Annotated in this window: 16 protein-coding genes; 11 read left to right on the top strand and 5 right to left on the bottom strand. The window is 39.5% G+C overall.

Annotated elements, in window-relative coordinates:
* Window positions 1-108: 108 nt before the first annotated feature.
* The 5 genes from thiE to thiH are packed head-to-tail and all read left to right on the top strand — an operon-like array spanning window position 109 to window position 4,192.
* Entirely contained in the window at window positions 109-1,344 is a 1,236-nt protein-coding gene (thiE, locus tag ACLKML_RS12205) for a thiamine phosphate synthase (RefSeq protein WP_413285539.1), read from the top strand.
* Window positions 1,334-2,089: a HesA/MoeB/ThiF family protein gene (locus tag ACLKML_RS12210; protein ID WP_413285540.1), complete on the top strand. Its 756-nt coding sequence runs from the start codon at window positions 1,334-1,336 to the stop codon at window positions 2,087-2,089. The genes thiE and ACLKML_RS12210 overlap by 11 nt, the downstream gene beginning before the upstream one ends.
* On the top strand, window positions 2,090-2,302 hold the full coding sequence (thiS, locus tag ACLKML_RS12215) for a sulfur carrier protein ThiS (protein ID WP_413285541.1): 213 nt from the start codon (window positions 2,090-2,092) through the stop codon (window positions 2,300-2,302). It abuts the gene before it with no gap.
* A 2-nt stretch (window positions 2,303-2,304) separates the two neighbouring features.
* Window positions 2,305-3,069: a thiazole synthase gene (locus tag ACLKML_RS12220; RefSeq protein WP_413285542.1), complete on the top strand. Its 765-nt coding sequence runs from the start codon at window positions 2,305-2,307 to the stop codon at window positions 3,067-3,069.
* 7 nt (window positions 3,070-3,076) lie between these two features.
* Window positions 3,077-4,192: a 2-iminoacetate synthase ThiH gene (gene thiH, locus ACLKML_RS12225; RefSeq protein WP_413285543.1), complete on the top strand. Its 1,116-nt coding sequence runs from the start codon at window positions 3,077-3,079 to the stop codon at window positions 4,190-4,192.
* 80 nt (window positions 4,193-4,272) lie between these two features.
* Here the strand turns inward: thiH and ACLKML_RS12230 are convergent, their stop codons facing one another.
* Both ACLKML_RS12230 and ACLKML_RS12235 read right to left on the bottom strand, forming a co-directional pair.
* Window positions 4,273-6,060, bottom strand: a complete 1,788-nt coding sequence (locus ACLKML_RS12230; RefSeq protein ID WP_413285544.1) for an aminopeptidase P family protein — start codon at window positions 6,058-6,060, stop codon at window positions 4,273-4,275.
* A gap of 65 nt (window positions 6,061-6,125) precedes the next feature.
* Window positions 6,126-7,067, bottom strand: coding sequence for a LysR substrate-binding domain-containing protein (locus ACLKML_RS12235; RefSeq protein WP_413285545.1), 942 nt, complete (start codon window positions 7,065-7,067; stop codon window positions 6,126-6,128).
* Between the two features lie 101 nt (window positions 7,068-7,168).
* On the opposite strand from ACLKML_RS12235, the gene ACLKML_RS12240 reads away from it, so the two are divergent.
* From ACLKML_RS12240 to uvrD, 3 genes are all read left to right on the top strand, one after another.
* Window positions 7,169-8,353 (top strand): multidrug effflux MFS transporter, encoded by a 1,185-nt coding sequence (locus ACLKML_RS12240; protein ID WP_413285546.1) that lies wholly within the window; start codon window positions 7,169-7,171, stop codon window positions 8,351-8,353.
* 112 nt (window positions 8,354-8,465) lie between these two features.
* A complete protein-coding gene (locus ACLKML_RS12245) occupies window positions 8,466-8,747 on the top strand; it encodes a hypothetical protein (RefSeq protein ID WP_413285547.1) in 282 nt (93 codons plus the stop codon).
* 437 nt (window positions 8,748-9,184) lie between these two features.
* Window positions 9,185-11,359, top strand: a complete 2,175-nt coding sequence (gene uvrD, locus ACLKML_RS12250) for a DNA helicase II (protein ID WP_413285877.1) — start codon at window positions 9,185-9,187, stop codon at window positions 11,357-11,359.
* Between the two features lie 689 nt (window positions 11,360-12,048).
* Here uvrD and rarD read toward each other — a convergent pair.
* A complete protein-coding gene (rarD, locus tag ACLKML_RS12255) occupies window positions 12,049-12,987 on the bottom strand; it encodes an EamA family transporter RarD (protein ID WP_413285548.1) in 939 nt (312 codons plus the stop codon).
* Window positions 12,988-13,157: 170 nt separating this feature from the next.
* Here rarD and recQ point away from each other — a divergent pair, with 170 nt between their 5' ends.
* The 3 genes from recQ (at window position 13,158) to ACLKML_RS12270 (ending at window position 16,177) form a co-directional block, all read left to right on the top strand.
* On the top strand, window positions 13,158-14,996 hold the full coding sequence (recQ, locus tag ACLKML_RS12260; RefSeq protein WP_413285549.1) for an ATP-dependent DNA helicase RecQ: 1,839 nt from the start codon (window positions 13,158-13,160) through the stop codon (window positions 14,994-14,996).
* Complete coding sequence (locus ACLKML_RS12265; RefSeq protein ID WP_413285550.1) at window positions 14,986-15,297, top strand: DUF3630 family protein; 312 nt, start codon at window positions 14,986-14,988, stop codon at window positions 15,295-15,297. The genes recQ and ACLKML_RS12265 overlap by 11 nt, the downstream gene beginning before the upstream one ends.
* 208 nt (window positions 15,298-15,505) lie before the next feature.
* Window positions 15,506-16,177, top strand: coding sequence for a 7-cyano-7-deazaguanine/7-aminomethyl-7-deazaguanine transporter (locus ACLKML_RS12270; RefSeq protein ID WP_413285551.1), 672 nt, complete (start codon window positions 15,506-15,508; stop codon window positions 16,175-16,177).
* Window positions 16,178-16,243: 66 nt separating this feature from the next.
* On the opposite strand, the gene gppA is transcribed toward ACLKML_RS12270, so the two are convergent.
* Together gppA and rhlB are read right to left on the bottom strand one after the other, a co-directional pair.
* Entirely contained in the window at window positions 16,244-17,737 is a 1,494-nt protein-coding gene (gene gppA, locus ACLKML_RS12275) for a guanosine-5'-triphosphate,3'-diphosphate diphosphatase (protein ID WP_413285552.1), read from the bottom strand.
* A gap of 27 nt (window positions 17,738-17,764) precedes the next feature.
* On the bottom strand, window positions 17,765-19,063 hold the full coding sequence (rhlB, locus tag ACLKML_RS12280) for an ATP-dependent RNA helicase RhlB (RefSeq protein ID WP_413285553.1): 1,299 nt from the start codon (window positions 19,061-19,063) through the stop codon (window positions 17,765-17,767).

Below are 19,063 nucleotides of genomic sequence, written 5' to 3' on the forward strand. Positions count from 1 at the left end.
TTTATTTACTTTAGGGAAAAGCAATGCCACATAATTTACTTCATTTTTTATTACCTATCTATACACCGCTATTTCTATTATTTCAGCTTATCTTGGAAGAGGTGTAGTGTGTATATCCATATTCCTCGAAATTTTCAGTGGCTTTCTGACTTGTTGACAAAGAACTTACAAGTAGCCTACTGTCTTCATCCTATCGATTTTACACTTGTTGATACCGATATTTTCACCATTTTTGACGGTTACTCTAAATTCGAATTCCAAGTGTTTAGTAAGCTCTCCGCTTCAAAAAAAGATTGTTTACAACTTTGTTATTCTCCAGGCAATACTATTAGCCATGCTTTGATCCAGCGTCAAAATATAGTAACTATTGGCTTTCCTGACCCAAATCATGAAGGACATTATGTTGATAGCTGGTTTGACGAGATAGCTCATAAAATCAGCTATGACTATCAGGTTACTGATAGAGTTGATTTCAATCAGCGACACTTATCATGGTTTATTTCACTGGTCGTGCTTGGCTATGCGTTAGAAGATGCAATTCTAGTCGCTAATACTATGGTCTGTTGTAATGTTTCACGTGAAACATGGTCGAATCATTTGACCCTTCCTTATGCGACTGTTGATATAGAACAAATTGTCAAAACTAGTAGGCATAAATTCGATAGCAAAAATATCAATTTCAAGGCGCTTCGTAGTAATAGGCTAGGGCTATATCCAGTAGTAGATAACCTGGCGTTACTAGAAGAGTTATTGGCTTTAGGTATTGGAATAATCCAGCTACGTGTTAAGGATAGCAAATTGAGTATTAGTCAGATTGAACAACTGATCATTCAGGCTATAACAATGGGCGAATCTTATAACTCGCAAGTATTTATAAATGACTATTGGCAACTGGCAGTAAAACACGGTGCTTATGGCGTTCACTTGGGTCAGGAAGACTTATATTGTGCAGATTTAAATGCGATACATTGTGCCGGACTAGCTTTAGGTATTTCTACTCATAGCTACTATGAAATTCTGCGGGCGATTGAGTTTTCTCCCTCATATGTTGCGTTAGGTCATGTATTTGCTACGCCGACTAAGGTCATGAAATCCAACCCACAAGGTCTGGATAAGCTAAGTTCCTATGTGCAACTCATTAAGGCCAAATGTCCCAATATACCAACAGTTGCAATAGGTGGTATTGATACCCAAAATGCAGAGCAGATAATGTCAACCGGGGTTTCAGGTATCGCAGTTGTTAGAGCGGTATCAGAATGTTCAGACCTCACTAAAACAGTTGGCTATTTGTCTACGCTTATCTCAAACAAAAGTAACCATGACGAGTTTAACCATGTTAAATGACTTCGAATTTCTGCGGTATAGCCGGCAAATTTCCGTCGCGCAAATAGGGTTAGGTGGTCAAGAAAAACTTAAACATTCACGCGTCTTAATCGTTGGATGTGGCGGCTTGGGCAATGTCGTCGCATTATATCTCGCGGCTTCTGGTATCGGTAAATTGGTATTATCAGATGGCGACAAAGTAGAAAGTTCAAACTTGCAACGACAGATTGCCTATTCCGAACACGAGATCGGTAATTCTAAAGCTAACAGCTTGTGTAAAAAAATAGTTGCGCTGAACTCATCCTGTAACGCTGTTGCTATTGACCAAAACCTATTCGGTGAAAGGTTACAGTTAGAGACAATGATTAGTGATTTAGTCATTGATTGCACCGACAATTTTAGAACTAGAAAAGAGATTAACCAAGCTTGTGTATTACATAGAACACCGTTGGTTTCTGGTTCTGTAATTAATTGGCAAGGGCAGGTTGCTATCTTTAACAATCATAGAGACGCACCTTGCTATGAATGCTTATTTCCTAGCACGGAAGAGCAAAGTAATGTCAATTGTTCCTCGTTGGGAGTAGTTGGCCCTATCGTAGGTGTGATTGGATCAATGCAAGCTTTGCTATCGATTCGATTGATAGCCAATGTAGACAGTACTACACAAAATGAGCTCCATTGTTTTGACGGATTGGATATGAAATGGAATAAGTTTGTTATGCAGCGGAATATCGATTGCGTTGTGTGTATGGATAAGGAGTTTTAAGTGGACCACAACATCGAATTAGAAGTGAATGGGAAAGCAGTCAACGTTGCCAAAAACATGTCTTTGGCTGAAGTGATTGCGTTAATGGGGTTGAGCTCGAATGGCTCCGCAGTTGCTGTCGGAAGTCGCATTATTAATCGAAACGAGCTCGATAGTTACATTGTATCTGAAGCTGAGAAAATATCAGTATTTCAAGCTATAGCAGGAGGTTAATTATGCTTACAATCGGAGATAGAACATTTGAATCGCGTTTGTTTATTGGTACTGGGAAATATGCCAATAGCAGTGTAATGGCACAGTCAATCCTTGCATCCGGATCTGAGCTAGCAACGATGGCGCTTAAGCGTATAGACATAGAAGATCAACAAGACGATATATTAAGTCCACTTTTGGCTGCTAACATTAATTTGTTGCCTAATACGTCTGGTGCTAAGAATGCCCAAGAAGCGGTATTTGCATCTCGATTAACTAGAGAAGCGCTACAAACTAACTGGATAAAATTGGAGGTTCACCCCGATCCCAAGTATTTGTTGCCTGACCCGATAGAAACACTCAAAGCTGCTGAAGAGTTAGTGAAACTTGGCTTTGTTGTATTACCTTATTGCCATGCAGACCCTGTACTGTGTAAACGCTTAGAAGAAGTAGGTTGCGCAGCAGTAATGCCTTTAGGCGCGCCTATTGGTACAAATAAAGGGCTCGTTACTAATGAATTTATTAAAATTATTGTCGACCAAGCAAATATTCCGGTTGTGGTCGATGCTGGTATCGGCGCACCTTCACATGCTGCTTACGCTATGGAAATGGGGGCAGATGCGGTATTGGTCAATACGGCTATAGCGACAGCAGCTGATCCGGTTGAAATGGCAATAGCTTTTAAGATGGCTGTGACTTCAGGTCGAATTGCTTACGAGTCGGGTTTAGCTTGTCAATCTCCGCGAGCTCTGGCATCAAGCCCTCTTACTTCTTTTCTTGATGAGTAGGTCAGTTATGAACTATTACGACCAGCTAGCCTCTATAGCTTGGGATGACGTAAACCTATCGATATATTCTAAATCTGCTAATGATGTGCGTAAAGCTTTGCTGGCTGAGCAACCTACACTAGAAGATTTTAAAGCATTGATTTCGCCAGCTGCAGAACCGTTTTTAGAGCAAATGGCGGTTAAGTCTCAGCAGATCACTCGAACACGCTTTGGTAATACGATGTCGCTGTACATACCACTATACCTTTCAAACCTTTGTGCCAACGTTTGTACTTACTGCGGCTTCTCTATGGACAACAGAATTAAGAGAAAGGTTCTTACTGTGGAGGAGATAGAGAAGGAGGTTGATGTAATTGTCGGGATGAAATTTGATAGTGTTTTATTAGTAACTGGCGAACATGAAACCAAAGTTGGTTTAGAGTATTTTAAGCAAGTTGTTCCGGTCATAAAAAAAAGAATTAACTATGTTGCACTTGAAGTGCAACCAATGCAGCAACAAGCTTACCAAGAATTGGTGTCCTTAGGTGTCGATGCAGTGATGGTTTACCAAGAAACTTATCATCCATCTACTTACGCCCAGCATCATTTACGAGGTAATAAGCGTGATTTTGAGTTTAGAGTTAACACTCCCGACAGGTTGGCTAGGGCAGGAGTCAAAAAAATTGGACTTGGTGCTCTGATTGGACTAGAAGATTGGAGAGTAGATACTTTCTTAACCGCCTCCCACCTCAATTATATGGAACGAAATTATTGGAAATCTAGCTATTCTATTTCGTTTCCTCGGATACGGCCGTGTGAAGGCAGTATCACTCCTAAGTCAAATATGAGTGACAAACAACTTGTTCAGCTTATCTGCGCCTATAGAATATTCAATCAGCAAGTTGAATTATCCTTATCAACTAGGGAGTCACCTAAGTTTAGAGATAACGTCCTGTCGTTAGGGATAACGAATATGTCCGCGGCATCGAAAACGCAACCAGGAGGGTATGCCTCCAACCAAGAGGAACTAGAGCAATTTGCTATAAGTGACGAACGTAGCGCGCTAATCGTGGCTGATTCTATTATGAAGGCAGGGCTGCATCCAGTTTGGACTGACTGGGATAAAGTCTATTCTGGAAAATAACAAAAAAACGATAGTGTTTCACGTGAAACATGCAGTACATTTGTGTACTGCATGTTAAGTCTGGAGGCTAATTTATAAAATTAGCGACTTAAAGGCATAGTAGCTTGTCTTAACCATCTTGTGTCATCTTGGTCTAAATGTATGTGTAAAGCGTCCCATACTTTTTGGTGATACTGGTTTAACCAATTTAGTTCACTATCAGTAAGAAATTCCACCTCTATATTTCTATAGTCAATAGGACAGAGAGTCAGGGATTCAAATCCCAGCGCTGAAAAATCACCGTTCGTTTTCTTTTCAACCACAAGCTCTAGATTTTCGATACGAATACCAAAATGACCAGCGCGATAATATCCAGGTTCATTAGACAGCACCATTCCTGGTAGTAGCGCAACGGTATTAGGCTTTTTAGAAATACTTTGCGGTCCTTCATGAACACTTAAAAAATGACCTACACCATGTCCAGTCCCATGATCGTAATCATATCCTTTAGACCATAGATGGTTTCTAGCTAAAACGTCCAACTGGCTACCCGTTGTGCCATGCGGGAAGACAGCACTGGCTAGGCTGATATGACCTTTTAAAACTAATGTAAATAAAGTACGCATCTCTAGTGATGGTGTACCTATAGCAACGGTTCTAGTGATATCAGTTGTTCCGTTTAGATATTGACCTCCAGAGTCGACTAAATATAAGGAGTCAACAGATAGTGCTCCGGGTGTAGATTGATCATTATGATTGTAATGGCACATTGCTGCATTAGCGCCCGCAGCTGAGATAGTATCAAAACTCAAATCTACTAAGCTAGGTTCTTGCTCTCTAAATGCTTGAAGTTTGTCTGATATTATAGCTTCATTATGTAACCGTTCAGCTGCAACTTCTTCGTCTAACCAACGTAAAAATTTAACCATCGCTATGCCATCTAGAACATGACAGGCCTTCATGCCATCGGTCTCGACGTTATTTTTTTGTGCTTTGGGCAATGAGCATGGATCAGGACTTTCTATAACGTTTATCGATGCTGAGTCCATTGCTAATTTAAACCATGCATTGCTTGAAGTAGGGTCAAGAATTACTCTTTTGTGACTTAAATCATCAATGCACTGCTGCAATTGGTCAGGCTGCTTTATCGTTACACCGATACCTGCATGTGTTTCAAACCCGTCAACCTTTCTATTTGAATCTAAAAAGAAGTCTACGGTAGCGTCGGAATAAATGATGGCGTGCGAGAGTAAAACAGGAAGGCGAGATATATCACTTCCTCGGATGTTTAATAGCCAACAAATGGAATCTAGCTTAGTTAAGATCGCGGCATCAACGTCGTTGCTTGTTAAGTAAGCACTGATTTGCTCTCGTTTATCTTTACATGATTGACCCGAAATACTGTCGTCCATTAAGCGCATTTGACTTAGCTTGGCAATAGGTCGATCTGTCCAAAGCTGATCGATTGGATTTTGTGCAACTGCAGCTAAAGATATATGTTTGTCTAAAAGGCTGGAAGCTGAACTGTACCAACTAGCGGAATGCATTTTAGGGTCAAATGCGATTATTGCCGTTTTGGTGAATTGCGTGTTGACCCAGCTTAGATAAGGATCATCAATAAGATGTTTGTATTCGAATACTGAATCGGGAACTTGGTTTTGTACTTGCACAGTATATCGCCCATCAACAAAAACTGCGGCGTTGTCTTGCGTGATAACAGCTACACCCGCAGAACCTGTAAACCCTGTGGCCCAATGCAAACGTTCATTGTGCTGGGGAAGATATTCTCCAAGGTACTCATCTTCGTGTGGGACAATTATAGCGTCATAGTTGTTTGTAGTGAGCCAAAGACGTAAAGCTTCGATACGTTGTGAAATTGACGTGTGCATTAACACTCCTTGCAGGTGCATTTGTAGACTGACTAAACACGGTTATTTATCTAACATAACAATGCTTATCTTAGGTGTTGGGTTTTATTGATGATAAGATCTTTAAGCCAAGTTAAGGCGGGATCATCTTCTCTGTTTGAGTTCCAAAACAGTGTATACGCCATGGGCGGAAACTCAAGTGGTAGCGGCAGTAATACGAGGTCATAATGTTCAGCGACAAGCTTAGTAAAATAACTCGGTGCAGTAAAAATATAGTCAGTATAGGTGCACAAAGCTGCGGCACTATTAAAATCTGGTACTGTTATCGCTATATCTCGAATTAAGCCTTGTTCTGCTAATTTATAATCTAATAACCAACGGTCACTGCCTGCACACCTTACTTGAATATGCCTTGAGTGTAAGTAGTGTTGTAAGTTCCAGTTTTGTCCTAGCGCGGGATGGTTAGGTCTTACGACACACATTTGTTTATCTCGATAAATTTCACGTTCATTAATGAAGTGCGGAATTGGCATAGTAAGAGCAGCATCAGCGATATCAATATCTCTACCTGTTATACCGATGTCGATTTCTCCCTTTTTGAGTTTTTGGAAAGTATTGTCATCCCAGGTGTGGCTATTAATACTTACAGACGGTGCTGATTGGAAAAGAGTTGGCAGAAAGTGGGGTAGGATAAGTGGGTACGCACTTTCAACTAGAGCAAGGTTGAACTTGATTGTAGAGGTTACTGGTGAAAATAGATCCGGTTGGCTAATCAATTCTAATTGGTGAATGAGTTGGTCTAATTTTGGTTGAAGATTGAGAGCTCTCGGTGTTGCTTTCAAACCATGCGATGTTCTAACAAATAACGGATCATCAAATTGATTACGAAGTTTTGCTAAAGATTTACTTACCGCTGATTGGCTTACACATAAGCGGTTTGCTGCTCGAGTAACACTAAGCTCTTGAAACAACACTTTCAAACAAACTAATAAATTTAAGTCTATACGACCTAGTGCTTCTAAATTCATCTTACATTCCATTAGGGAATAACTATAATGATTATAAAGTATTTGAATTCATAACAGTAGAGAATTACTATGCCAGGCCAAAAATAGCCTGAAGAAATATAATGCCTACTAATCACAATTCTACAAAATATCAAATCGTACTGTTAGTACTACTCGTTCTTTTCGCTCCCTTAGCTATCGATATTTATCTTCCGGCTTTGCCGATGATTTCAGATACGTTCCACGTGGAACATTCAATGGCTCAAGATACAGTAACTTGGTTTTTGTTCACTATGGGAGTAGGACAGTTGTTTGCGGGCCCATTGGCGGATAAGTTAGGCAGAAAAAAAATAGCTTTAGCGGGTATTTTTATATACGGAATTAGTGCGCATTTAGCTTGGTTAGCGTCTAGTATTGAATGGTTGTTGGCTGCTCGATTATTACAAGGCTTTGGAGCTTGTGCCACATCAGTTGCAGCATTTGCGACAGTAAGAGATATTTTTGGAGCACACAAAAGCGGCAGAATGATTAGCTACCTAAATGGTGCAATTTGTTTTGTTCCAGCCTTAGCTCCTATTCTTGGTAGTTACCTGACCCAGCATTTTGGTTGGAGAAGTAACTTTTCTTTTATGACAGTATTTTCCGTTGCTATCGGTATATTGTTATTCTTTGCGATGAAGGAAACTAATCCTGCACAGGAAAAAACCAATGTATTTAAATTGTCTCGGTATGGGGCAGTCATTTCAAACCAAAATTTTATTTATCATGCTTCACTTTGTATGCTCGCCATGTCTGTAATTTTAGCCTATGTCACTAATGCACCAATTGTTCTAATGGACCAAATGGGCTTAAGTATGGATACGTTCACGTTTTGGTTTGCAGTCAATGCGGCAATAAATATTGCGGCGGCTTTGTTAGCACCAAAATTAATGGACAAAGGGACACATAAAGCTCTGATCATTGGAATAGTTACTATGATTGTTGGTGGAGGATTGATGATTATTTTACCTAGTGATCAATATGCATGGGCATTTATGATACCGATCTTTCTTTCTTCAATAGGGTTTGCCTTGGTATTAGGGACTGCTGCAGGTAAGGCTTTATCACCGTTTGGAGACAAGGCGGGTACGGCTGCCGCCTTATTAGGACTATTCCAAATGAGCGGAGCTGGTTTAGTTGTTGGTATAGTACATAGGTTAGATCTTACTGCTCAATCGACAATTTCGTTACACATGTTTCTCATTGCTCCAAGCCTGCTGATTTTATTAACGAACAAAGGTAGAGAATGGCATAAAGTATATAGCTAAACTATTTTGCTATAATTAATAGAATGTTGGTTTTCCAACTAGATATTAAGGTGTATATTTAACCTTGTATAGTAAATATCTAATTAACTAACTTTGGAAATATATATCCCTAATGTCATTAACGACTTATGAATTAGCTCGCGTATTAGAGCAATTAGAAGAATCCCCAGAAAAAGTAATGTTTGGTAAGTTGCTTACCGAGTTGGGTAATCAAAGTGAAGAGCGCATTCGTAGTGCTGCTAAACAAGTGCCAATTAGTACTTTAAGAGATATCGTGTTCCAGTTTCAGACGGTTATTGAATCCCGAAAAAGCGAACAAGTCGAGCACATGGCGAAACAACTGGCTGAGCAAGGTATATCAGCCGAAGAATTAAAAGAGTACCTAAATAAGTAAAACACTCTATTTATTTATATTACCTCCTAAAATTAAATATTCTAATGTAGAGTGACTTGCTTCATTAAGTTAAAGGTACTTTAGTTAGCTATCTTTAGCGTTAAAAGTAGGACATTGAGCCAAATCAATCATATATTATTTTCAATATTGAGTTTAAGCTGCTTTTTGTCTTTACTTCTTTTCTAGGCACATTAATTATTTTGGATATAACATCCAATATTATTAATACGATTGTGTAAATAGAGTAATCGTTATAGCTATTGAGCTTTTTTTCACTTATAACCAATCTGCTATATCAACGCCTCTAATCAAACGCTACCGCATTCAAATTATGACGTTAATTCAGAAATTTATTGCTATGAACAGCGATATAAAAGACGTTTAATGTATAATCTTTACAATATGTATAAATACACAGTAATTTTAATTGGGACTAAATAATGGACGCTTCACTACTACTTGATGGCCTAAATGATAAGCAAAGACAAGCTGTTGGTGCTCCCTTGGAAAATATGCTGATTCTTGCAGGCGCAGGTAGTGGTAAAACTCGAGTACTTGTCCACCGGATCGCATGGTTATTATCGGTCGAGAGTGCATCGCCTTTTTCTATTATGTCGGTTACGTTTACCAACAAAGCAGCAGCAGAAATGCGTGGGCGTATTGAAAACCTCACAAAGGGCAATGCTTCAGGAATGTGGAATGGAACATTTCATGGAATTTGTCATCGAATACTTCGAGCTCACTATTTAGATGCCGATTTACCACAAGATTTCCAAATTTTAGATTCAGAAGATCAACAGCGTCTGCTTCGTCGTTTGATTAAAGCGCAAAATTTAGACGAAAAACAATGGCCAGCTAGACAAGCAGCGTGGTGGATTAACGGTAAAAAAGATGAGGGGCTAAGACCAAAACACATTGATGCTTACCAAGACCCAATAACTCAAACGTGGTTACAAGTTTATTCCGCGTATCAAGAAGCATGTGATAGAGCGGGATTAGTTGATTTCGCAGAAATTTTACTTCGTGCAACCGAACTACTCAGAGATAAAACCTTCATAAGAGAGCACTATCAAGCGCGTTTTTCACATATTTTGGTGGATGAGTTTCAGGATACCAATAATATTCAGTACGCATGGCTCAGGTTGATGGCTGGTAAAACAAGTCATGTGATGATTGTAGGTGATGATGACCAATCTATTTATGGTTGGCGTGGTGCAAAGATAGAAAATATCCATAAATTTACAGAAGAATTTCCAAGCGTGACCACTATTCGCTTAGAACAAAACTATCGCTCAACCAAAACCATATTGAAGGCTGCTAATGAGCTGATCGGAAATAATACAGAGCGAATGGGTAAAGAGTTATGGACCGATGGAAGTGAGGGTGAACAAATTTCCGTTTATTCTGCCTATAACGAATTAGATGAAGCAAGATTTGCTGTTAGCAAAATTAAAGAGTGGCAAGAGCAAGGAGGGGCACTTACGGATTGTGCCATGTTATACAGGAATAATGCACAATCGCGAGTTTTAGAAGAAGCATTAATTCAAGCTCGATTACCATATCGTATTTATGGCGGGATGCGCTTTTTTGAACGGCAAGAAATTAAAGATGCGCTAAGTTATATGCGATTGATGGCGAATCGTCGAGACGATGCTGCATTTGAACGGGTCGTAAATACCCCAACTCGAGGTTTAGGTGATAAAACACTAGAAACAATTCGTCTTGCTGCGCGAGAGCGTGGTGCGACAATGTGGCAAGCGAGTGTCGCATTACTTGAAGAACGAGTGTTTGCGGGAAGAGCAGCTGGAGCATTAGGTCGATTTATCGAACTGATCAATGCGTTAGAAGATGATACGTCAGAGTTTTCATTACACCAACAAACGGACCATGTAATTAAGTCTTCTGGTCTATTTGCTATGTATGAGCAAGAGAAAGGTGAAAAATCACAAGCACGTATAGAAAACTTGGAAGAGCTTGTTACCGCAACAAGGCAGTTTGAAAAGCCTGAAGAAGCCGAAGATATGACTTTGCTCTCTGCGTTTTTATCTCATGCTGCATTAGAAGCAGGAGAAGGGCAAGCGGATGAATTTGATGATGCAGTTCAGTTAATGACATTACATAGTGCAAAAGGCTTAGAGTTTCCCTTAGTGTTTATGGTTGGTGTTGAAGAAGGTATGTTTCCAAGCCAAATGTCTGCAGAAGATGCGAGTCGTTTAGAAGAAGAACGACGCCTCTGTTATGTGGGGATGACTAGAGCAAAAGAAAAACTTTATATTACTTATGCAGAAATGCGACGTGTGTACGGACAAGATAAATACCACAAGCCGTCAAGATTTATTAAAGAGCTTCCTGAAACCTGTTTGGACGAAGTTAGAATGAAAGCTCAAGTGAGTCGTTCAGCAACTCATGGTCGTTTTAGTCAAACAGTAGTAAAAGAAAACTTCAATGAAACAGGCTTTAGTTTAGGCCAACGAGTTAAGCATCCTAAATTTGGCGAGGGCACTATTATCAATTTTGAGGGAAGCGGTCCACAGAGTAGAGTACAAGTTGCGTTTAATGGTGAAGGTATTAAATGGTTGGTTACACAATATGCCAAATTAGAAAAAGTGTAGAATGGAACGGTAAGAAATAATACTCTAGATGAAAAAGAAAACCCCGATACCTAGGTATCGGGGTTATAGTCTTACTTGCAGCAATCCGGCTACTAAATGTGCTCCATGCATCAAATCCTTGATAGTGTGCTGTATTCCTTCAGCGCATTCCCTTTCATCGCCTTCCTAGCGGTGTCCTTGATCTTATCCTGATCTGCTAACAATCCTCGTCAGCGTCCGTCACTTGATCCTTGAGCGGTGTCCCTTACATCTTCCTGATGTTCAGTCCTTGCCTCTTCCTGAGGTGTCCTTTGTCTTTCCTTAGTAGTAACCATCCTAGTTACTATTGAGTCCATTCAAAGTCCTATTTGCTTTCCGTGCAGATTATTCATCCTGAATAACCATCCCTTCTTCCTGAAGGTTACCAAATCCTTGGCTAATTAAACTTAATGTTAGATTCCTTCCAACGCAGAAAATCATAGCAACTACAGTTATATCATCAAGAGCTACAAAAATAAGATCATACAAATAGATATTAAAAATTGAGAGGAGTTTAGCATCAACGCCTATTCTAAAAGGGGTTGATGCTAAATTTTAAAAAATACATCAGTAAAAATAGGCTGGATGTCTTACGTTCCTGTGAGAGATCTCTTACAAATGTATAATCTTATGACTCTGTGAAATATATTGAGATAAGTCAAATTATTGGGCTATTGATGGTTGTTGGCAAACACAGCGTCATGTTTTTTTTGTTTTCGTTTTTGATTAGCGAATTTAAGTCCATCAAAACTGAACACGATAAGTGCTCCCCAAATAAATGCGAAGGTAATTGCTTTGTCTGTAGTAAAAGGTTCGTTATAAATGAATACTGCTAATAAAAACATTAAGCTAGGCCCGATATATTGGAAAAAACCCAATGTAGAAAGCATGATTCTTGTTGCGGCACCATTAAAACAAAGTAACGGTAGAGTGGTAACAACCCCTGCTGACATTAGTAATAAGGTTAGCTTTATATCGTTATCTAATAGATGAGATGTGGCACTGTCAGCAATAAAAAATAGATAAATAAGTGCGGCAGGAAGAATAATCATAGTTTCAATAAAAAGTCCTGTTTGTGCATCCAGATTAATTTTTTTCCGAAGTAAGCCATAGCAGCCAAAGCTGGTTGCTAAAGCAAGAGCAACTACGGGGATCCTACCAAAGGCAATAATTTGAATAGCGACGCCAATAAAGGCGAGTAAAACAGCAAACCATTGTAACTTTCTCAATCGCTCACCAAGAAACAACATACCCAGAACAACATTGAACAACGGGTTAATATAGTAACCAAGGCTTGCATCTATCATATGATTAGCATTAACCGCCCAAATAAATATTAACCAATTAGTACCAACAAGCACGGATGTAATGGTCAGAAAAAGCATGTTTTTCTTATTTTTTAACACTTGTCTAACAGTTTTCCACCGTCTGCTAAGGTGAAGTAAAAAGGCTAAAAAAACAAATGACCAAATAACCCTATGGCTAAGTATTTCTAAAGCAGAAACTTCAGTAATGGATTTAAAATAGATTGGTGCAATACCCCACATGGTATAAGCCGCTATCGCGAGTAAAATACCTTGTTTTGACCTAGCCTGTTGTTCGTGTGTCATTATCTTTTAACTTATTATGATATTTAAACGGACGACAAGTATAAAAGGCAGATCACATATTAACCTAATAATTTGATGTTTTATTCCCTGTTAAACCCCATTACAATGTCTGACCACCGTAAAGGTAGAATAACTTACATGTATATTCGGTATTAATTATTAGGACACTAATGACTTCCAACCTCTTAGAACAGCAAATTGAAACTGATAAAAATGAGGCAGAATCGATACTTAATGATGTTTTTGGCTATCAACAGTATCGTGATGGCCAAGAGGAAGTCATTAATGCCGCTCTAAACAATAAAGATAGCCTTGTCATTATGCCAACGGGAGGTGGTAAGTCTCTTTGTTATCAAATTCCCGCACTGGTTAAAGATGGGCTTACCGTTGTTATTTCTCCTCTTATCTCTTTGATGAAAGACCAGGTTGACCAATTAAAAGCAAATGGTGTTTCTGCTGAATGCATTAATTCATCCATGCCGAGAGAAGATTTAATCTCAGTGTATAACCGGATGAACAGTGGCAAATTAAAATTACTGTATGTTTCTCCTGAACGTGCTCTTACTCAAGATTTTATGGAACGGCTGTCTTGGATAAACGTTTCTATGGTAGCGGTGGATGAAGCTCATTGTATTTCGCAGTGGGGCCATGATTTTAGGCCGGAATATGCTGCGTTAGGCCAACTTAAACTTCATTTTCCAAATATACCCTTTATGGCTTTAACCGCTACGGCTGATGATGCTACCCGGAAAGATATTATTTCTCGTTTACATATAGAGCAAGCTATCACTTACCTGGGGAGTTTTGACCGTCCAAATATCCGCTATAACCTTGTAGAAAAGCACAAACCAGTTTCTCAAGTTGTTCGTTTCCTTGCTACTCAAAAAGGCCAGTGCGGTATTATTTATTGCGGTAGCCGGAAGAAAGTAGAAATGTTGACCGAAAAACTCTGCAACAATCACATTAGAGCAGCGAGTTATCATGCCGGTCTCGATTCCGATGAACGTGCCTATGTGCAAGAAGCGTTTCAACGTGATGACATTCAAATCGTCGTTGCTACAGTTGCATTTGGTATGGGTATCAACAAACCCAATGTCCGATTTGTGCTGCATTTTGATATTCCACGAAATATAGAGTCGTACTATCAAGAAACTGGTCGAGCAGGGAGAGACGGACTACCTGCAGAAGCTATGATGTTATTTGATCCTGCTGATATGGGGTGGTTGAGAAAAATCTTAGAAGAAAAACCCGAAGGTGAACAGAAGCGAGTAGAAACTCACAAACTAAATGCAATGAGTGCGTTTGCTGAAGCTCAAACTTGTAGACGACAAGTGTTGTTGAATTATTTTGGTGAGTATCGACATGAGCCTTGCGGTAACTGTGATATTTGTTTAGATCCTCCTAAACATTTTGATGCGACAGAAGCAGCAAGAAAAGCGCTGTCTTGCGTATATCGTGTGAAACAAGGTTTTGGAATGGGCTATGTCGTTGAAGTGCTACGAGGTATGCAAAATATACGAGTGAGAGAAAATGGGCACGATCAATTATCTACCTATGGTATCGGCCGAGAACATAGCCATGATTATTGGATCAGTATCATGCGCCAATTGGTACATAAAGGAATGCTATTGCAAAATATCACTCGAAATTCCACATTACAATTAACCGAAGAAGCTAGGCCACTATTACGTGGCGAACGAACTATCGAACTTGCGGTACCGAGGTTGGATACTGCGGTTAGAGCGGCCAAATCTAATAAATTAACCAATAAAAATTATGATAAAAAGCTGTTTGTAAAATTGCGCAAATTGCGTAAATCGATTGCTGATCAAGCTGGCTTACCTCCTTATGTGGTCTTTAGTGATGCAACCTTAATTGATATGGCTGAAATATTACCCTGTTCTTATGGTGAGATGTTAGCCGTAAATGGTGTAGGACAAGTTAAATTAGATCGATATGCCGATGCGTTTTTAGATCTGATTCAGGAGCATATCACCCATGAAAAATGAGCACTATTGGGGATTGGTCGACTATTGTGAAAGCGAAGCACGGTTGATAGTGTCGTCACCTCCGTTTGATGTCGATAGCTTCCCATTGCTTGGTGAAACACTGATTAACTTGTTATCTGCGAAAGTAAAAGAGAAGCAATTTGATGCCGATTTACACTCTTGGCTCATTGATTTTGAAGGTAGTTTGCTGTTTCTTCGTGCCGAACATTATTCTGAATCGCTTTGGTTGGAAGCACTAGACAAAAACCAAAGCCAACAAGTGATGGCCTATTTAGCGAAATTATTTGCTAAAGGTTTTTAATACAATCCTTTATTTTATACCAGAGAGTTAAAAAATTTAGGCGTATAGATGAATATAATCGTTTGCTATATTTTTAGCCTCTTGCAGCACTAAACTATTACTGTATAATCGCCGCCCGCTCATATGAGTATTTTATTTAACTGCTGTAAAGAAGACATGTTGTCTACTTGGGTTCCCTCAACCCCAAGCAAAACTAAAAAGGTATAAAATGAATAATTTTACCCCAGTACAAATGCGTAAAGCATTATCAATTCTTATCCTGTTTCATTTAGTTATCATTGCATCAAGTAATTATTTGGTACAACTGCCATTTACCATTTTTGGTTTGCATACCACGTGGGGCGCCTTTACATTCCCATTCATATTTTTAGCAACTGATTTAACGGTTCGTGTTTTTGGCGCGGCGCTTGCGAGAAAAATCATCTTCTTAGTAATGTTGCCGGCTCTGATTGTGTCCTATTTACTGTCAGTGATTTTTTTCGAAGGTCAATTTCAAGGTTTTGGACCATTAACCGAGTTTAACTTGTTTGTTGCTCGTATCGCCGTAGCAAGTTTTATGGCGTATATATTAGGGCAAATATTAGACGTACATGTATTTAACCGTCTACGTCAACTAAAGCAGTGGTGGATAGCACCTACTTGTTCCACATTATTTGGTAATGCATTAGATACATTGGCATTTTTTGCTATCGCATTCTATCAAAGCCCTGACGCATTTATGGCGCAACATTGGCAAGAAATCGCTTTAGTAGATTATGGTTTTAAATTGGTTATTAGTTTAGGGTTGTTTGTTCCAATGTATGGTGTGGTTCTTAACTATTTAGTAAAAAGGCTGACAACCGTTAACCCTGAATTAAAAGTCACTGGAATTAATGTATAAAGATACAAACTAAACAGGCAGTAGAGATTCATATTGCCTGCTGGATCTAAGTTAGATTAAGTATTGCTAGTTAGCATTAATGATTAATGGCCAGCCAATATCAGATTGTCGATTGGATTCTATTTCTAGCTCAGCATTTGTTAGTGGATTTGATTCTAACCACTCTTTATTGATAGTAATGGTTAAAGTGTCCTGATCTGATTTTATAATGAATTGAGGCTCAAGTTCGGTATTGCGTCTATGAGTTAATATAATGGCTATTCGTAATAGACGTAGTAAGCGCTTACCACTTTTTTCCGATAAAGCATGTTGCTCTGGTAGTGAAGATAGAGGATCTTTGTACCGACGAGTAACCTCACCTATATAGAATTTTTGTGCGTGAGTAAAGCCAGGAAGATCCAGGTTTTGTAAAAGATAAGCACTGTGCTGGCCTCCTTTTTTAAAATCAATGGTTAATCCAATTTCATGTAACTTAGACACAGTTTCAAGTAACACTGGGGCTTGAGGTTCTGGTAACCATTTAGTGCCACCGCATTGTCGTAACAACGATGATGTGGTGTTATGGACTTGCTCCCCGTACTGCTTATCAATTTGATAGCGTGATTGTACGCTATTGATTGTGCGAGCCCGAACATCTTGTTGCTGCATTTCTGCCATCATCTCATAGACCATGCCTTCTCTGAGCGCTCCGCCAGCAAGTGTCATGGTTTCTATGTTTAGAAGTTCAAATATTGCAATTAATATAGACAGTCCACTTGGAAAGACTAATGCTCTTTCTAAGGTTAAACCGTCTATTTCTAATTCTTCTAGGTGATCAGATTGCATCGCTTGTTTTTGCAAACGCTTTAGTTTGGAGTGAGTGATCACTTCATCCATACCTTGAGCTAACATTATTTCTTGTAGGGCTTGAACCGTACCACTTGCTCCAACACAAATATTCCAGCCAAGGTCAGAGTATTGTTTAAGGAGAGGCTGTAATGTTAACTTAGCAGCATCAATTGCCTTATCAAAATTATGTGCATTGAGTTGGCGATCTTTAAAGTGTTTCTCAAGCCAAGTAACACAGCCCATTTTTACACTGGTTAATGCCTTTGCTTCAAAACCTTCACCAATAATGAGTTCGGTACTTGCTCCACCAATATCCACAACAAGTCGTCTTCCTAAACCACCTGATGTATGCGCGACACCTTTGTAAATTGTAGCCGCCTCTTCTTCACCAGAAATAACATTAATGTCATAACCGAGAAGAGTATTAGCTTGCTTGAGAAAAATATCCACATTGGTTGCCGTTCTTAAAGTCGCCGTGCCGACAATGCGAATATTTTCTTGAGGGATATCTTGTAGTCTTTCGGCAAATAGCTTCAAACAGTCCCAGCCTCTCTGCATCGCTTCTGGGCTTAAGGCATTATTCTGGTCCAATCCTGCGGCTAAGCGAACTTTGCGCTTGATTTTTGCCATGGTCTGAACACTACCATTAACATTGCGTACAACTAGCATATGAAAGCTATTTGAGCCTAAATCGATGGCCGCATAAAGCGGAGATGAAACTGTTTGGTCCATATTTACTTTTGTTATCCCTTGTTTATTCTAATTACGAGGTTGACGTGCTCGGTAATTATTTCGCTTGTTATTGCGATTACCATTACGAGGCCCACCAGACTGTCTGCGGTTATTACTTGTTCGGCTTTGAGAACGAAGCGGTTGAGGTAGGTCTTCAATTAAAGCGCTTGGGTCGTAATCAGAAACCGGTATTGCATGCTCAATATATTCTTCTATCGCCGTTAAATTAATGGCGTAATCTTCGCAAGCAAAACTAATTGATGAACCACTTTCTCCAGCGCGACCTGTTCGACCAATACGGTGAACGTAATCTTCGCTATCATCAGGTAAATCATAATTAAATACATGAGTCACTTGTGGAATATGTAATCCACGAGCGGCCACATCTGTCGCGACTAAAATATCCAATTCACCTTTAGTAAATTGCTCTAAAATACGTTCACGTTTCTTCTGTGGAACATCTCCGGTTAACAAACCAACACGGTGACCATCGGCAGCTAAATGCCCCCAAACTGAATCACACTTGTATTTTGTGTTAGCAAAAATTATAGCGCGGTCAGGCCATTCTTCTTCAATAATCGTCTGAAGAAGTGACATCTTGTGTTCATTTGATGGGTAAAAGAGTTCTTCTTTAATACGGTGACCAGTTTTCTGGGTCGGCTCAACGACAACATGCTCTGGGTTGTGCATGTGCTCAAAAGCAAGTTCTTGAACTCGGTATGAAAGCGTAGCAGAAAATAGCATATTGAGACGTTCGTTTGGCTCAGGCATACGACGGAAAAGAAAACGAATATCTTTAATAAAGCCTAAATCAAACATTCTATCGGCTTCGTCAAGAACAACCGCTTGAATATGATTCAAGTTAAAGACTTTCTGTTTATAGAAATCGATAATTCGACCGGTAGTACCGATAAGAATATCCACTCCTTTCTCTAACTTTTTAACTTGTTTGTCATAACTTTCACCACCATAAGCAAGCCCCGCAGTGATACCTGTCGATTCAATTAATGCTTCAGCATCATTGTAAATTTGAATCGCAAGTTCGCGCGTTGGGGCCATAATAATGGCGCGAGGTTGATTTGGTTTTCTACCTTCCTGTGCTGGTGTGGTTAGTAAATGATTAAAGGTAGCAGTAAGAAACGCTAAGGTTTTACCAGTGCCTGTTTGGGCCTGGCCTGCAATGTCTTGGCCGGTGAGCAGTACCGGCAACGCCAAGGCTTGGATAGGGGTACAATATTCGAACCCTTTTTTATCTAATCCTTCAATGACTTGCGGTAATAAACCGAAGTCGGCGAATTTTTGCTCTGTGATATGCGTCTTTGTCAT

This window comes from Vibrio sp. MA40-2, from assembly GCF_047302445.1.
Taxonomy (GTDB): Bacteria; Pseudomonadota; Gammaproteobacteria; order Enterobacterales; family Vibrionaceae; genus Vibrio.

Excerpts from the sequence above, each read along its gene's own strand:
- ACLKML_RS12245 (WP_413285547.1), top strand. The coding sequence starts at position 8,466 with ATGTCATTAACGACTTATGAATTAGCTCGCGTATTAGAGCAATTAGAA.
- ACLKML_RS12230 (WP_413285544.1), bottom strand. The coding sequence starts at position 6,060 with ATGCACACGTCAATTTCACAACGTATCGAAGCTTTACGTCTTTGGCTC.
- ACLKML_RS12210 (WP_413285540.1), top strand. The coding sequence starts at position 1,334 with ATGTTAAATGACTTCGAATTTCTGCGGTATAGCCGGCAAATTTCCGTC.
- ACLKML_RS12220 (WP_413285542.1), top strand. The coding sequence starts at position 2,305 with ATGCTTACAATCGGAGATAGAACATTTGAATCGCGTTTGTTTATTGGT.
- gppA (WP_413285552.1), bottom strand. The coding sequence starts at position 17,737 with ATGGACCAAACAGTTTCATCTCCGCTTTATGCGGCCATCGATTTAGGC.
- thiH (WP_413285543.1), top strand. The coding sequence starts at position 3,077 with ATGAACTATTACGACCAGCTAGCCTCTATAGCTTGGGATGACGTAAAC.
- ACLKML_RS12265 (WP_413285550.1), top strand. The coding sequence starts at position 14,986 with ATGAAAAATGAGCACTATTGGGGATTGGTCGACTATTGTGAAAGCGAA.
- rhlB (WP_413285553.1), bottom strand. The coding sequence starts at position 19,063 with ATGACAAAGACGCATATCACAGAGCAAAAATTCGCCGACTTCGGTTTA.
- ACLKML_RS12240 (WP_413285546.1), top strand. The coding sequence starts at position 7,169 with ATGCCTACTAATCACAATTCTACAAAATATCAAATCGTACTGTTAGTA.
- ACLKML_RS12235 (WP_413285545.1), bottom strand. The coding sequence starts at position 7,067 with ATGAATTTAGAAGCACTAGGTCGTATAGACTTAAATTTATTAGTTTGT.
- rarD (WP_413285548.1), bottom strand. The coding sequence starts at position 12,987 with ATGACACACGAACAACAGGCTAGGTCAAAACAAGGTATTTTACTCGCG.
- ACLKML_RS12270 (WP_413285551.1), top strand. The coding sequence starts at position 15,506 with ATGAATAATTTTACCCCAGTACAAATGCGTAAAGCATTATCAATTCTT.
- recQ (WP_413285549.1), top strand. The coding sequence starts at position 13,158 with ATGACTTCCAACCTCTTAGAACAGCAAATTGAAACTGATAAAAATGAG.